The sequence below is a fragment of the Muricoccus pecuniae genome (assembly GCF_014199205.1).
GTDB lineage: Bacteria > Pseudomonadota > Alphaproteobacteria > Acetobacterales > Acetobacteraceae > Roseomonas > Roseomonas pecuniae.
The window spans coordinates 1-15,027 of the sequence record NZ_JACIJD010000043.1 but is presented as its reverse complement, the minus strand read 5'-3'; the positions used below and the strand labels follow the sequence as shown (position 1 = coordinate 15,027).

Genomic DNA, 15,027 nt, shown 5'->3' with positions numbered 1-15,027 from the left:
TGTCAACGGCTGGCCTCAGAGCCGCATCGACGAGCTCATGCCCTGGCACTGGCCCGCGACCACCTGACCACCAAGGGCCTCAGCACATCGCTTACGCGCGCCCAACCCCTCCCGCGCTTCTGCGCTAAGTGTGCGGGACCGGGACGTGGTCCTCTTCGACTTCGGGCGGGTAGGGGAGGGCGCTGCGAGCGGCTCGTCGGCCATCGATGCCGAAGCCGGGCGTGAGAGAGGTACTGACGTGACCTCCTCCTTGCTCACCGCGGCAGGCTAGGTGCGTCTCATTGCCGAACTCCATTGCCGCCGACGGCAACACGGCCATCAGCCCATCGGAAAAGCCTCAGCTCCTCACGCCTGTGGTGGCGCCCGATGAGGTGCTGCCTAGCACTATCCACTCCCGCAGCTTCGACCACCTTCGCCGCGTGTTCCTGTTCTTGACCGCGATGGCCAGCGCACGGGGCTGGCCGACGAGCACGACGAGGCGCTTGCCGCGGGTGACGCCGGTGTAGAGCAGGTTCCTGGCCAACATGGCGTAGTGCTGGGTGGTGAGCGGGATGACCACGGCCGGGTACTCCGACCCCTGGGCCTTGTGGATCGTGGTCGCGTAGGCCAGCACCAGCTCGTCCAGCTCACCAAAGCCGTAGGCGACCTCGCGTCCCTCGAAGCGGACGGTGAGCTCGCCCTCCTCCATGTCGATGGCCGAGATCACGCCGAGGTCGCCGTTGTAGACCTCGCGGTCGTAGTCATTGGCCACCTGCATGACCTTGTCGCCGGGGCAGAAGGTCCAGCCGAAGCGCTCGACCCGCAGCTCGCCCGGCGGGTTCAGCGCCGCCTGCAGCTCGATGTTGAGCGAGCGCGCACCGAGGCCACCCCGGTTCATGGGACACAGCACCTGGACGTCGCGCACGGGGTCCAGCCCGAACCGGGCTGGGATGCGCTCGCGCACCACCGTCATGAGCTTGCGCACGCCCTCCTCGGGGTCGCTCGCCTCGACGAAGTAGAAGTCCGAGCCTTCGGCCTGGCGGAGCTCGGGCATCTGCCCGGCGTTGATCCGGTGCGCGTTGACGATGACCCTGCTCTGGGCGGCCTGGCGGAACACCTCGGTCAGCCGCACCACCGGGAGGGCGCCCGAGCCGATGATGTCGGCCAGCACCTGCCCCGGCCCGACCGAGGGCAGCTGGTCCACGTCGCCCACCAGCAGCAGCGCGGCCTCGTCCGGCAGGGCCCTGAGGAGGGCGCGCATGAGGGGGACGTCCACCATCGAGGTCTCGTCGACCACCAGCAGCTGACACTCGAGCGGGCGCTCCTCCGTGCGCTTGAACCCGCCCGTCTTGGGATCGGTCTCGAGCAGCCGGTGGACCGTCCGGGCCTCCAGCCCCGTGCTGTCCGACAGGCGCTTGGCCGCGCGGCCGGTGGGGGCGCAGAGCGCCACCTCCACGCCCTTGGCCCGGAGCACCTTCAGGACCGAGTTCACCAGCGTCGTCTTGCCCACCCCCGGGCCGCCGGTGATGACCAGCACCTTGGAGCGGAGCGCGAGCGAGAGGGCCTCCCGCTGGCTCGGGGCGAGCGAGAGGCCCGTCCTGCCCTCCACCCAGGGGATGGCCCGCTCGGCATCGATCCCGGGCCAGGGCGGCTGCCCCTGGCTCAGGGCCCGCAGCCGCTCGGCGATGGCCCCCTCGGCCCGGTACAGGCCTGCGAGGAAGACGCAGCGCTCGCCCTCCAGCGTGTCGGCGACCACCTCCCCCTCCGCGAGCTCCAGCTCGAGGGCCGTCTCGATCAGGGCGGGCGGCACCTCGATCAGGGCCGCCGTCTGGGCGGTCAGCTCGCCCACGGGCAGGCCGCAATGGCCCTCCCCCGTCGCCTCGGCGAGCGCGAAGGAGATACCCGCCCGCACCCGAATCATGGCCGTGGGCTCGATGCCGAGCTTTCGGGCCACGAGGTCGGCGGTGCGGAAGCCGATGCCGCGGATGTCACGGGCGAGCCGGTAGGGGTTCTCGGTGATGACCTGGACGGCGCCTGCGCCATAGGTCTTGTAGATCCGCACGGCCCGCGAGGTGCCCACCCCGTGGGCGTGCAGGAAGAGCATGATCTCGCGGATCACCTTCTGCTCGGCCCAGCCCGCGACGATGCGCGACGCCCTCTTGGGACCGATGCCGGTCACCTCGCGGAGCCGCCCCGGCTCGGCCTCGATCAGGTCGAACACCGCCTCGCCGAAGGCGCGCACCAGCTTCCTGGCGTAGACCGGGCCGATGCCGCGGATCATCCCCGAGCCGAGGTAGCGCTCGATGCCCTCCAGCGTCGTCGGCGGGCTCGCCTTGAGGAAGCCTGCCCGGAACTGCAGGCCGTGGGCGCGGTCGTTGACCCATGTGCCCGAGAGCTGGACCCACTCGCCGGCCGCGATCGTCGCCGCATGCCCGACGACGGTCACCAGGTCCTTGTGCCCGCGCACCTTGACCCGCAGCACGCAAAAGCCGCTCTCGGCGTTGTGGTAGGTGACCCGCTCCACCAGCCCCGCCAGGGCCTCGGTCGGGGCAGTGGAGGCCCTCTGAGCGGCTGCCTGGCTCACAGCACAGTCCAGCCGTGGGTTAGGGACGCCGGGCCTGCTACCAGCGAAGTGCTCGTCGAGGACCTCATGTGACCCATCTCGCCTATGTGGATTGCAGTGACCTGTTCATCGAGGGGCAGAAGGTCAGCGCCGTGGCAAAGGGCATGGCGCGCAGCCTTGAGGACGCGAGGCAGAGAGGCGTGCTCGACTTCGACTACCGGCTGGACCTCTACCGACTCATGACCCTGATCGAGCAGCCGGAGAGCGACACGAGAGGAGTGGTGTTCGGCAGCGTCACGGACACCAACGGCGGCCTGTGGCGCCATGCGGCCAATGCAGGCTTCGAGGTGGTCACGGTGGAGCGGGGCTTCGCGGGCAAGGAGAAGCGCGTCGACACGAGCCTGGTCACCCGGATCTGCCGGGACGCGTACCGGTTCGCCGATCCCAGGAGCGATCGCGTCACGCTGGTAGCCGGCGACGGCGACTACGAGCCCCTCGTGAGGCAGCTGGTGGAGGACGGTTTTGCGGTGAGCGTGCTGTACTGGGCGCATGCCAGCCGCGAGTTACGGGACGCAGCGACGGCCTTCCACAGCTTGGACCGCTACATAGAGGATCTGGCACTTGGCTAAGACGAGTTGACGGCCCTCACAGAGCAGGCACGCGGAGGTACCGACGCGACGCTGCCTGAGGACAGCAACCCTGTCTGCCTCGTGCGTCACTAGGCCTTGCGTGGATCAATCTAGCAGATCAGATCCGCGCTATTGTCCTTGATTAACCCATCTTGTTGGGTTATCCGGTTGCACGGTCACTGTCCTGCGTGCCCACGGCCTGCGCGTGGTCATCTATGTCAACGACCACGAGCCGGCACATGTCCACGTCTTTGGTGACGGTGAGGCCAAGATCAATCTGATCGGGTCCGGTGGTTTGCCGGAGCTGATCTGGGCCGACCGTACGAGCCGCGGTGAGGTACGCCGCGCGATGCACATCGTGGTCGAGCAGAGGGCTGCTCTGCTTGCTCGCTGGAGGGATATCCATGGCTGAGTTGACCGACGCCCAGATCGATGCGGCCCTGGCCCGAGGTGCGGCCGCTCGTCAGGCCGAACCACGGGCCGTCACCGCGCGCTACGAGCAGCAACTCGGCCGAGTGGTGGTAGAACTGAGCAATGGCTGCACCTTTGCCTTCCCACCAAGCCTGGCACAGGGCCTGGAGAGCGCGACCGACGACCAGCTCGCGCAGGTGGAAGTCCTCGGGACCGGTTCAGGGCTGCATTGGGAGGCGCTGGACGTCGACCTTTCCCTTCCGGGTCTCCTGGCAGGCCTGTTCGGCACCAGAGCCTACCTGGCCCACCGTGCCGGGCGGGCGACGTCACCGGCGAAGGCCGCTGCAGCGCGAGCGAACGGGTCCAAGGGAGGACGTCCACGCAAGTCCGCATAGGGACCACGGCCGCGAGCACCGTCATGTAGCCAAACGGTGTTCAGGCCAATACGCGCATCAGCCCCCCTTGCTGACCCTGTGTGTCAACTCTTCCGCCGTCGCCTTGCCTTGAAAGGGATTTCACAACGGTCCTCATCACTATCGGGGCCACGCCATTGCCGAGCAGGCGGATGCGAGCGCGGCGCTGCCCGATGCTCTCCAGGCCATAACTGCCTCGGAATCCCATCGGCCTCCCCGAGGTCGTTGCCTCCGAGCAGCCCCACGAACCTGACCGGCGAGCCGACGTACGAAGCGGGCTAGCGCAAATCGTTGCGAACCGGCGCTGACTGCAAGGCGCCACGATACGCGGCCACCGCAGGCCCAGCGACCAGTACAACCCCGCCGTGGCGCACTCGGCTTCCGATTTTTCGTGCAAACCGGTGGCGAACACTTGCGGCCGCCAAACCAGCGGCATCTGGCTCCTAGTGATAGGAGGCAGAGTTGAGTCAGGAGCAGGACGGTTTCGATAAGTTGCGCGCGGTCCAGAAGGGCAGCGCGGAGCGATGCCTGGAGCTGCGGCATCGACCGAGTACACAATTCAGCGGCGAACGGGTTGGAACAGGACGGGCGCAACATGGGCCGCCATCCGGGGCAGCCGGCGCGGACATCGAAGGAGCGTCGCCGCCCCGGCCACCGGGAGGGCTCGCACCGGTGTGTGAGGCAACCGAAACCGTCACGATCCTCCGCACGATACCGACGCCGAAGGGCGCGCATCGCTGGGCTACCAAACGGTGGACGTGGGACGCAGACCCTATCGGATGGCGGAACGTTTCCTACGACGCCGGCGCTGTTTTCACGGTGCAGGAGCGCTCGGTGGCGTGCCTCGCCGACTTTGCCGGATTGCTGGAGACGCTGCGGCGCGATCCGTGCGCGTTCATCGTACGAGGCGAGCTTCTGCCCGAGGTTCGCGATCTCGCCGCCGCGAACCCGCGTCACCCCTTTCGACGAGCCAAGAACGTAGGCCGTAAAGGGCAACCGCCGACGCTGGCCGAGGTGCCGCGGCGGTGGCTCATGATCGACGTGGACAGCTACCCGCTTCGCTCCTCCGACGACCTCTTCGCCGATCCGGAGAGCGCGATCGAGGCCGCGATCCGCGATCTTCTCCCCGAGCCCTTTCACGATGCGGCCTGCTGGTGGCAGCTCTCCGCCTCCGCAGGTTTCGTTGCCGGGGTGCTGAAAGTGCACCTTTTCTTCTGGCTGGCCGAGCCGACCGGGAACGAGGAGCTACGGCACTACCTGCACGTGCACGCGCCAGCTGTGGACCGAGCGCCCTACAACGCCGCCCAGCCCCACTACATCGCGGATCCTATCGTCGAGGGTAGGCACGATCCTCTTCCCCGCCGGACGGGTTGGATCAAGGGAAGGGAGGACGCGGTGACATTGCCGACCCTCGACCTCGAGACCCTGCGCGCCGCGGTTAAGGAGCGCAAACAGAGAGCGCGTACCGGCGCCGGCCTGGATCCGTCGGCGGAGCGTACCGTCACGGGCGTCCTGGCCCTGCTGGGCGACGCCGAAGGGTTCGAGGGCTGGCACGAGCCGATCCGCCGCGCGACGCTCCTCTACGCCTGCCAGACGCCGCCGCAGAGCCGCGACGACGAGGCGATGAAGGGGGCATGTCGGGACGCGATCGCGGCGGCAGCGGCGCGCGAGCCCGGCAAGCACGCCACTGCGGACCTCGCCCGCCTCTCGTCCGACGCCTACCTGGATCGACTGATCGACGGTGCCTACGCGTGGTTGAAGTTGAACAGGCAGGAGATGCCGGAGGTCGTCGCGCCGAGGCATGCGGCTCCCGCCTATGACGCCGATACGGCCCGCACGCGCCTCCGGGCGCAGATGCGCGCATTCCTGGACAGTGCCGGGGCGTGGCACGCCGCCGAGAGGGACAGGCGAGGCGAGCCCCGGCGAGTGGGCTTTGCGGTGGACGTGGGCGGCGGAAAAAGCAGGGCTGCACGCGAGCTGATAGCGGAGTGGTGCGCGACACAGAAGGCGGCCGGGCTGCCGCATCGCGTGCTGTGGCTGAACCCGACCACCGCGCTCAGCGAGGCGGCGGAGCGGGGCCTTGTTGCCGAGCTCGCGCGCTACGGGCTGACCTGCGCGGTCCATCGTGGCCGTGAGCGCAAAGACCCCCTGCGCGCGGGCGACACGATGTGTGTCAACCTCGAAATGACCCAGCTCGCCAGGGCGGCGGGCGAGTCGGTAGGGACCGCCATCTGCGGCGTGAGAGGGGAGGGCGGCGCTGTCTGCCCGTTTCGGGAGGAGTGCGGCTACTACCGGCAAACCGCGGCAGTGGCCGCGGCCGACGTGGTCATCGCCGCGCACGAGACAGCGTTCCTCGCCTTGCCAGGTCGGATTGCCGAAGACCTCGCCCTGACCGTCTTCGACGAGGCTTTCTGGCAGGACGGCCTGACGATGGGTCGCGCTATCTGCGTCGCGGGGTTGGCGCACAACGCCACTCTTTACCCGGTCTACCGGCGCCTCCCCAGCGGGCGGCAGGTGAGAGACCCGGAGGGCACCGACGACCTGCGCGCGCTGCGCGCGCGGCTCGAGCAGGCGCTGGCGACGGCGCCGGCGGGCTATCTCCGTCGCGAGACGCTGGAGAAGGCCGGACTGACGGCCGAGGATTGCGTCAGGGCCCGCCAGCTCGAGGGCGCTCGCCGGCGCGAAGGGCTGATGCGCCCCGATATGTCGGGCGCGGACCGCCGAAAGGCTGTGGAGGGAGCTGGGGTCAATGCCCAGCTCTCCTGCTACGCCTCCTTGTGGACGGTTCTCGCGGATCTCCTCGCCGGCACGGCCGAGGCGACCGGACGAGCCGAGTTGGCACACCGTCAGGACAGCGCCGGGAACTCGCACTGGTCCATCTGCCTCAACCTCCTCTCACCCCTCTCCGACGCGATACTGGCAGCGCCGGTGATGGCGCTGGACGCGACCCTGCCGCCCGATCTGGTGCGACCCTATCTGCCCCGGCTGGAGGCGGCCGAAGCCGTGCGTATCAAGGCACCCCACATGCAGGTGCGTCAGATGCGCGGCGGCTGGGGAAAAAGGACACTCCTGCCCTCCGGCGCCCGCATTGTCCGCGATGCTGCCGGCGTCCTGACGGTTTCACTCCCTCGCGTACTGGCAGAGCTGAGGGATTTCGTACTAGGCCAAACGCGCGGGGAGCGATCCCTCGTCGTTACCTACGAGGCGGCCGAGGCGGCCTTCGTCGGCTTGCCGGGGGTGGAGACAGCGCACTTCAACGCTGTGGCTGGGCTGGACGACTGGAGCGACGTACGGCACCTGTTCGTCGTCGGGCGCCCCCGCCCCCAATCCGACCATGTGCGCCTCATAGCGGCCGCCCTGACAGGCGATCCGGTGGAGGTTGCCGAGAGCCACCGCGAGCCACGCGGCGTGCGGCTTTCGAACGGCGGGATCGGCATGGTGGAGGTGCGGGCCTACCCGAACGAGCTCGTTGAGATGATCTCGACCGCCATCACGGACGCCGAGGTCGTGCAGGCAATCGGCCGGGCTCGCGGCATCAACCGGACCGCGGACAACCCGGTATTCGTCTGGATCCTGGCGGACGTAGCGACGCCTCTGTTGCTGGACGAGCTGCTGGACTGGCGGGATCTGACCCCCTCCGCGGTGGAGCGGATGGCCTGCCGGGGGGTGGTGCTGGCGAGCGCGACCGATGCGGCCGCCGTTTTCCCGGACCTCTTCGGTACCTCCAAGGCGGCGGACCACGCCCTGCGGCGCGCGGAGGTCAGCGGAGGTGATTTCCTCCCCAATCCCCTTAGAAAGATCCTCTTAGGGGCGCGGGGAAGAAATCGACCCGTTGAGTTCAATTACAGGCCATCCGGTCGGGGTCAGCAGACACGGAGGGGCTGGGCCCGACCCGAGATGAGCTTGGAGGAAGTGCGGGAATGGCTGGAAGCCAAGCTGGGCAAGCTGGCGGTCTTCGCGCCAAACGGGCCGGAACCGCACTCCCCCACGCCCGCGAGCAAACCGCCCGCAGCTCTCGAGATCTGCGCCAGCGGAGACGGAGCGGCCGAGGTGTCCTGGCCGGTCTCGCTGGCCCTCTCCGACGCTTTCATCGCGATACGCTTGAACAAGGGCGCCATCTTGCTTCAGGCCTTGCAGGCCCCGCCGGAGGCGGCTCCGCTGTGGCAGGCTATACCCCCCACCGCCCTCCAGCCCAATCTCACAGAGCTGGCACGGCAGGGCGGCGGGGCTGACGGATGACGACGGGGTGACGGATGCGATCCGGCCCCAGCCGGCGCGGTCGATCGTCGGTCGAGCAGCAGCGCCACGGGAGAGCTCGCGACGACGCCGCTATCCGCCCCGCCCCTCAGGTCCTGCTGACGACCGCTATCGAGATGTCCTCGCTGCCCTGACGTCCGGGTGAACACGACAGCGCTTCCGTGTGCACACGCCGGTGCCAGCCATTGAGAACGATAAAGTCGGTTTCCCCGTCGGACCGCACTCTTACGGGAGACGACTGGAACGAGCTTCGGGGAGGGAAGGCGATGGAACACTGGGGGCGGGGGTTCGGAGGTCCCGATCGCGTTTGGCAACGTAACATGGGGAGTAGCTCTTGGCTCGATGCCGCGGCCCTGCCCAGCGGAGCCGCGACGCCATGGCCGGAGCGGGCCGCCGTACCGCGCGTTGCGCCGGCTGTACTCCCGACCCGGACACCACGGACCGAGGCCTGCTACGCCAAGGTGGCCGCCACTCTATCGCGACGGGCGCTCCGCGACGGCGTGCCCACGATCTCTGACGACCCGCTCGCGTTCGCTAGGTGGCTCACACGGCACGTAGCGGCCAGTTCAGAAGGGCCGGGTTGCAGTCGTGCCACGTGGCGGCAATACCGCGCGGCCGTCGCGCACCAGCTCCGGACCGACCGACCTGACAACTGGGAGGCCGCGGTCGAGGCTCTCCTAAGTGCGGCCCGAGGGCCTGGCGCTGCGGGCGGCTCGCCAGCCGGGCCGTGCCCGGAACTGCCGCCCAGAGCAACTCGCACGGCTAACGCGAGTGATGCGGCGTCTGCAGCCCAGTTTGGTCGGGATCGCCTCCCTCTGGCTCCACGCAGGACGGCTTACGGGCCTGCGCCCGTGCGAGTGGAGGGGGTCTCGTCTCGAGCGCGGGGGCGCCAACGGCCAGCGGCCCGTAGACGGCCCGTGGCTGCGGGTCCGCAACGGCAAGACGACGAACGGGCGCGGTGCCGGTCCGAGCCGACGAATTGACCTGGGCTCGCTCAATCCCTCTCAGAAAGAGGCCGTGGTACGCTGGGTCTCGATCGTTGGAGCACTCGGTCCGGGCGATTTCGACCGCCTGCAGCGACGCGTAACCGCCCTCCTCTCGCGTGCAAATGCGCTCGCTTTTCCCAATCGCCGCGCGAGTGTGACGCTCTACACCGCCCGCCACCTAGCCGCCGCCGCTGCGAAATGCGTTTTCGATCAGGCGGGGGTCGCGGCGCTGCTCGGGCATCGCTCCACAGCGACCGCGGGCGCGCACTACGGCCGGAGGTCACGCGCGCAGTTCGCGCCGCCTACGGCCCGCCCCGACCCGGCGCTCGCTGCACGGATCGCTGAACTGAACAGCGGTAGGGGAAACACCACACGGCCGATCACCAGCCAGCGGCCCGGCGACGCGACACCGGGCTGAAAGGTCTGCGACCGAGTTTCCGAGGCTGAGGCTACGCTCTGTGAACAGCACGGAGCGACCCTATGGAAACCTCGATCTTCTCGATTGTAACCTCTCTCGTGGCCCGTTTACTTCTGCTCCATGCCGAAGCCGATAAATGCAGAACGAGGCTTCGCGCCGCTCCTCCACCCGACGATCAGGTCGACCTACTTCGCCTGAGGGAGATCGGCGAGGAGGCGCGCTCGCTGGCCCGGGCCGCCGCTGAACTCGTAGGAGTCTACGCCGCGGAACCCGAGACGCTGGGCGCCGTGTACACGGCCGCGATCCTGGGTCGGAGCGTCCTGGAAATCCGGGCCAACGCCGAGGCGGGGAGAACGCAATCGGCGCTGGCGCAGGCGACGGGCCAATGAGGCGTGACGCACCGGACCGGCACGGCACGACAGGCGCGGTCGGGAATGAGGAGGAATTGCGCCGTGAGCGCGGGCTTACAGCGCTGCGCGAACTGCTATCTGACGATCTGATCTTTCGAGGTCTCGCTTGGTCATCGCTCGCCTACCTCGCTGCGCAGCTCGCCCATCTATCGCCAGAGGCAAGACGCGCCGTGTTGCGGCGATACCTGCGACTGATCCGACGATCTACACACCGGGGTAATACCGCTGCCCGGACCGCCACGGCTCGCGGTCACTACGTCGACACGGCGACGGACGCTGTTGCGTTCGGGCTACTCATGCTCGCCCTGCGGCTACACCAGATTGTCCTTTCGGCGAGTTGCAATACAACCGGCCCCATCAGGGACCGAGTGAGGATCACAGCTTCCCTCAATGAGCGGATGTTCGAGCATCGCTGAGATCTGCGTGAGGAGCCGTGGTGCAGACAGCGAGGCCGTTGACGGGACCGACACGATCCGATACGAAAACGGCATGTCGCATCGTTTCCGTATAGGCAGCTCCGCGCTGCCCTGGTCGTCGATTTAGCGGAGACGGATCGCGCGTCTCCGCTCGAGCTTGCGGAGACGTCGCTGTGCCTGACACAGGTTTCGAGTTTATGGGGGAGGACGCGTCCGAGGAGGACGAGCAGCCCCAAGACGCAGCACGTGCCGCCGCACGCGAGCTGATCAGGCGCGTGCTCTCGGAGCACGGTGGCGTCGACACCGTGCGGGGCCGCCTCCTCGTCGTCGAGGCCGCACAGGCCTGGCTCGACCCGGTCGCGACGGTCGTCGGGGACGAGGACGCCCTGGTTCTGACCGCGGATCACAAAATGCTTGCGACCGAAGCGAACCGCACGGTGCGCAACGCCCAGAACGCGCTGCAGCGGGGACGGACCGTTTACGTACTCACCCACGACCCGTCACTCGTCCCGCCAGATGTCCTGTCGGGCGCCGATCACAGAGTGGTCCTTGGCGATGTCGACGCTCGCGCCCTGAGCGCGGCGGCTCGTGCTGCCTGCAACGAGGAAATCACGATCTCTGACGAGCCGCCCGTCGGTATTTCGCCAGGGATGCTGCGGACCGCGCAGCGGGCGGGGCAGGGGGCGCAAGCTTACGTCGCCCGTGTGCTCGCGGTCGCGACCGCGGCGCAGGCAACCGCGAGTCCGGGGCCAGGTCTCGACGGTCTGCACGGGATGGACAAGGCCGTGGCGTGGGGGCGGGCACTCGCACGCGACCTGCGAGCCTATCGCGAGGGCAAACTCGCCTGGAGCGCGGTCGACCGCGGCTGCGTCCTGAGCGGGCCTCCTGGGGTCGGCAAGACGACCTTCGTCAAACGGCTCGCGGCTGAGTGTGGTGTGCCGCTGATCGCGACCAGCTACGGCGATTGGCAGTCGCACGGTGGTGGCTATCTGGGCGACGTGATCAAGGCACTGCGCGAGGCGTTCCGTCGCGCCCGCGCGCAAACACCCTGTATCCTTTTCATCGACGAGCTCGACAGCGTGCAGGCCCGTGGACGGGGCGCGCGCCATGACGATTGGTGGACGGCCGTTATCAACGCGCTGCTGGCCGAACTGGACGGCGCCGTTGGGCGGGAGGGCGTATTAGCAATCGGGGCGTCGAACCACGTCGAGCGGATCGACCCGGCGATCCGCCGCTCGGGCCGGCTCGACAGAGAGATCGCGATCCAGCTGCCGGACACGGACGCGCTATCCCGGATCCTTCGCGCCTACCTCGGGACCTCGCTCGATGGCGTGGACCTCGGGCCGGTTGCGATCCGGGCTCTCGGCGGCTCGGGCGCGGATTGCGAGCGCTGGGTGCGCGGCGCGCGGCGTCGGGCTCGGCACGAGGGACGTGAGGTCAGCCTCGGAGACCTGCTGGCCGAGATCGGGGGCGGGGAGGGAAGCGAGCTCCCGGCGGCTTACCGGGAGCGAGTCGCGATCCACGAAGCGGGGCACGTTGTGGCCTACGCTGTCCTGGGGATCGCGCGGGTGCTCTCGGCCAATCTCCACGCCGAGGGCGGGCTGGCCGGATCTGTCCAGATCGCCCAGGCCGAGCCGACGGCGATCGTGCCGGACGAGATCCGAGCGCGACTGGTGGCGTGTCTCGCCGGGCGCGCGGCCGAGGAGGTCCTTCTAGGGTCAGTCAGCGGGGGGAGCGGTGGATCCGAGGGGTCCGACCTTGCAGAGGCCACCCACCTCGCCGCGCTGGCCGAGTTCTCGCTCGGCCTTGGAACGGGCCTCGTGTGGTACGGCGCGGTCTCGCGCGCGGAGGTGGGCGGTGTCCTGCTGAGGCGCCCTGACTTAGCAGGGCAGGTCGAGGCGCGCGTGCATGAGGCCTATCGTGGTGCGCTCGATCTGCTTCACGAGCACCGGCTCGCAGTCACGCAAGTGGCGTCTGCTCTCGTAACGCAAGGTGCTTTGGACGGTGAGCAGCTCCGAAAGATCGTCGAAGCTACTATCCGGGAGCAGGAACCCTCGCAAGCGATGTGCTGAAGCCCTGGTGGTCGAGGCATTCAGCCCGCGCGAGCTGCATTCGGGTTACCCCCGCAGAAGCGGGGAAGGTAGCTAAGCGTCAGCCCGCGCGAGCCGCACTCGGGTTACCCCCGCAGAAGCAGGGAAGGTAGCTAAGCGTCAGCCCGCGCGAGCTGCACTCGGGTCACCCCCGCATACGCGGGGAAAAGGAATACACCCTTGCTCTCGCGAACTAGACATCCGGTTAGATGAACCGGAGTGCATTCTAATTACCCGGGTGCCGACGGTAAGTCAAGCATTATTTTCACATTCTCGTGCTCGATTGCGGGATGATATTGCCATTTCATTTCAAATGTGAATCCCAACATCAAGCAGTGACCCTCTCATCCTTGCTGCGGGCGAAGCGAGGGTGACCCGGGCAAGATGAGCGAGAGGCTCGCTTCGACAATCGTATCCGGCCCAACATGTGGCTCCTGCGAGGATACCTCATTCAGGGCGGGCCGGGTCGGGATGTTTGAAACCGTGGGAAGCACCTAGCGGCTGCGCTCGACCCGAACACGCCCTTCCCGCCACGGGTGATGCGCAGCCCCTCCCGACGCTGCTGGTCAGCATGGTTTGGCTGGCCCGGTTCGGCCTGGCATCCCCCACGGATCGTGGGAACAGACGCGGTCGATGTCCTTGTCCGAATCCCCGCTCCTCCGCGACGGTACGCCCGACGCGTTGCCAGTCCTGGCGGAGGAGGTGGAAGTGCTGGCCCGGGTCTCCAGGTTCGGGAAGGTCCGAGCGGCGGAGCAGTTCGACGCCTCCGGTTTCCCGCTCTTTCCAAGCAGCAATGAGGATGCCGTCGCGAGCTGGACGGCTGACGCCGAGCAGGCCTAACTCGTGCGCCAAGGCTCCGCATCCGGCGCTGCAGCCCACGCGGCGCGCCCGGTCCTGTTGCGGCCGGCAATCTTTACAACTCGCTGCCGGACGTGAGCACGGCTCCAGGCCCGGCTGTGGCGCTGGTCGCGCCCGCGAAGGGCCAAGCCACCTGTCAAAGCGAGAGGGCTCGATTGCCCGCGATAGGGGCGAGCCTAGCTACGGCTAGCCTGAGGCAGCCTTGCAGCCCCGCTGAGGCTTAGCTGGACTGCGGCAGGCCGGGATGACCGCCGCGCCGCACGATCCTGCACCGGCGCAGATGACTCGAGGGGCACGGGCCAGAAGCACTCGACATGGCCCTCCTCGCCGCGCAGGGCGAGGAACACGACGCGGCCGATCGCGCCGTCCTCGCCCGTCTCGACGGCCAGCCGGAACATGAGGCCGTCGGCGCCGACGCTGCCCAGGGCGAGGGCGAGTTGCTCCGCCTCGCTCTCCTGCTGGCGCAGGGTCCGCTTGCCTGGGTCCTCGGCGTCGCCGCGGAAGAAGCGAACGGGAACGCCGTCGATCAGGAAGACGAAATGGTGCGTGCCGTTCAGGATACCAAGCCAGGGATAGCGGCCGCTCTGAGCAGCGCGCGAGAGCTGGTGCTTGGAAAAGGCGTAGGCTCGGCACCCGATGGACCACGCGTCGTCGCCCGCCCACGGATCGGCCGAGGCGATCGCGTCCTGCCGCCCGCGCGCGAGCAGTCGTGCCGCCGCGGCCAGCCGCTCGGCGGTGAGCGACGGGTGCAGGTCCCAGGGCGCGAGGCGTCCGGTCGAGGAAGCAGGGGAGGAGGCGTCCGACATGGTCCTGATTCTAGCCACATCGAATCGAATGGATACGACCGCCTTTGTGAAAAGCAATTGAGCGGCTACGATCCGCACACGCCACAGGAGACGAGCGTGTCGAAGAAGTTCCTGACCGATGTCATCCAGGATTCCACGGACCTGACGGGAGCTGCAGCAGGGCGCCTGGCCGCGGACATCGTCGCGGCAATCAAGGCCGAGATCATCGAGAACGGGCGTTTCTCGCTTCCGGACTTCGGCTCCTTCACGGTGCGCGAGACGCCCAAGCGCACGGCGCTGAACCCCCGCACGGGAGAGAAGGTGGCGGTGAAGGCCGGCGCGACAGTGAAGTTCAAGGCCAGCCCCTCGCTGAAGGAAGCGGCCTTTGCCGGTGCCAAGAAGGCTAAGCGGAAGGCGGCGAAGGCCGCGAAGGGCTGACGAAGCGCTTCCTCTCAGCCTTCCGCATCACTCGCGAGAGATGACCTGTTCAGAAGGCGTCCTCCAGGGCGTCGAGGTCCACGGACTGGATGGAGAACCAGACGTGTTCTGGGCTGCGGGCCGCGTTGCGGAGGATGGGCTTAGCGGCCGCCAGGAGTCCGTCGAGGGATCGGAACGGGCTTACCGCCTCCTCGCCGTCGCCGGCCCGCATCAGCAACGCGTAACCTGAGCGTCCGCCGCGTGGGTTGGTGGACGGACCGCGGCTCTGCGAGGTCGGGCGTGCGGATTCCGACGGAAGTCGGCCACCGTTTCCGATTTGATGTCGGCCAGTGATTCCGAGATGAAGTCGGCCATTCCGATTTGATGTCGGCCAC

Annotated in this window: 12 protein-coding genes; 9 read left to right on the top strand and 3 right to left on the bottom strand. The window is 68.2% G+C overall.

Going from position 1 to position 15,027, the window contains the following annotated elements; genetic code table 11:
- Positions 1-337 precede the first annotated feature (337 nt).
- Positions 338-2,563: an SF1B family DNA helicase RecD2 gene (gene recD2, locus FHS87_RS22240; RefSeq protein ID WP_184521776.1), complete on the bottom strand. Its 2,226-nt coding sequence runs from the start codon at positions 2,561-2,563 to the stop codon at positions 338-340.
- A 68-nt stretch (positions 2,564-2,631) separates the two neighbouring features.
- Between recD2 and FHS87_RS22235 the strand changes: the two genes are divergently transcribed.
- The 8 genes from FHS87_RS22235 (at position 2,632) to FHS87_RS22200 (ending at position 13,412) form a co-directional block, all read left to right on the top strand.
- A complete protein-coding gene (locus FHS87_RS22235) occupies positions 2,632-3,171 on the top strand; it encodes an NYN domain-containing protein (protein WP_184521773.1) in 540 nt (179 codons plus the stop codon).
- A 205-nt stretch (positions 3,172-3,376) separates the two neighbouring features.
- A complete protein-coding gene (locus FHS87_RS22230; protein ID WP_312862074.1) occupies positions 3,377-3,583 on the top strand; it encodes a DUF4160 domain-containing protein in 207 nt (68 codons plus the stop codon).
- The gene (locus FHS87_RS22225; RefSeq protein WP_184521771.1) at positions 3,576-3,977 is read left to right on the top strand and encodes a DUF2442 domain-containing protein; all 402 of its coding nucleotides are present in this window, start codon (positions 3,576-3,578) and stop codon (positions 3,975-3,977) included. The genes FHS87_RS22230 and FHS87_RS22225 overlap by 8 nt, the downstream gene beginning before the upstream one ends.
- Positions 3,978-4,667: 690 nt before the next feature.
- Positions 4,668-8,234, top strand: coding sequence for a hypothetical protein (locus FHS87_RS22220; RefSeq protein ID WP_184521768.1), 3,567 nt, complete (start codon positions 4,668-4,670; stop codon positions 8,232-8,234).
- A gap of 1,035 nt (positions 8,235-9,269) precedes the next feature.
- Positions 9,270-9,656, top strand: a complete 387-nt coding sequence (locus FHS87_RS22215; protein WP_184521765.1) for a hypothetical protein — start codon at positions 9,270-9,272, stop codon at positions 9,654-9,656.
- 62 nt (positions 9,657-9,718) lie between these two features.
- Positions 9,719-10,045, top strand: a complete 327-nt coding sequence (locus FHS87_RS22210) for a hypothetical protein (RefSeq protein ID WP_184521761.1) — start codon at positions 9,719-9,721, stop codon at positions 10,043-10,045.
- A 634-nt stretch (positions 10,046-10,679) separates the two neighbouring features.
- Entirely contained in the window at positions 10,680-12,554 is a 1,875-nt protein-coding gene (locus tag FHS87_RS22205) for an AAA family ATPase (RefSeq protein ID WP_184521758.1), read from the top strand.
- A 651-nt stretch (positions 12,555-13,205) separates the two neighbouring features.
- Positions 13,206-13,412, top strand: coding sequence for a hypothetical protein (locus FHS87_RS22200; RefSeq protein ID WP_184521755.1), 207 nt, complete (start codon positions 13,206-13,208; stop codon positions 13,410-13,412).
- A 194-nt stretch (positions 13,413-13,606) separates the two neighbouring features.
- Here the strand turns inward: FHS87_RS22200 and FHS87_RS24050 are convergent, their stop codons facing one another.
- The gene (locus FHS87_RS24050; RefSeq protein ID WP_184521752.1) at positions 13,607-14,236 is read right to left on the bottom strand and encodes a hypothetical protein; all 630 of its coding nucleotides are present in this window, start codon (positions 14,234-14,236) and stop codon (positions 13,607-13,609) included.
- Between the two features lie 96 nt (positions 14,237-14,332).
- Between FHS87_RS24050 and FHS87_RS24045 the strand changes: the two genes are divergently transcribed.
- A complete protein-coding gene (locus FHS87_RS24045; RefSeq protein ID WP_184521749.1) occupies positions 14,333-14,653 on the top strand; it encodes an HU family DNA-binding protein in 321 nt (106 codons plus the stop codon).
- Between the two features lie 49 nt (positions 14,654-14,702).
- On the opposite strand, the gene FHS87_RS22185 is transcribed toward FHS87_RS24045, so the two are convergent.
- Positions 14,703-14,864, bottom strand: a complete 162-nt coding sequence (locus tag FHS87_RS22185; RefSeq protein WP_184521746.1) for a hypothetical protein — start codon at positions 14,862-14,864, stop codon at positions 14,703-14,705.
- Positions 14,865-15,027 lie beyond the last annotated feature (163 nt).

Bases quoted from the DNA above. Each gene is read 5' to 3' on its own strand.
- FHS87_RS22225 (WP_184521771.1), top strand. From the start codon at position 3,576: ATGGCTGAGTTGACCGACGCCCAGATCGATGCGGCCCTGGCCCGAGGT.
- FHS87_RS22210 (WP_184521761.1), top strand. From the start codon at position 9,719: ATGGAAACCTCGATCTTCTCGATTGTAACCTCTCTCGTGGCCCGTTTA.
- FHS87_RS22205 (WP_184521758.1), top strand. From the start codon at position 10,680: ATGGGGGAGGACGCGTCCGAGGAGGACGAGCAGCCCCAAGACGCAGCA.
- FHS87_RS22200 (WP_184521755.1), top strand. From the start codon at position 13,206: ATGTCCTTGTCCGAATCCCCGCTCCTCCGCGACGGTACGCCCGACGCG.
- FHS87_RS24050 (WP_184521752.1), bottom strand. From the start codon at position 14,236: ATGTCGGACGCCTCCTCCCCTGCTTCCTCGACCGGACGCCTCGCGCCC.
- FHS87_RS22185 (WP_184521746.1), bottom strand. From the start codon at position 14,864: ATGCGGGCCGGCGACGGCGAGGAGGCGGTAAGCCCGTTCCGATCCCTC.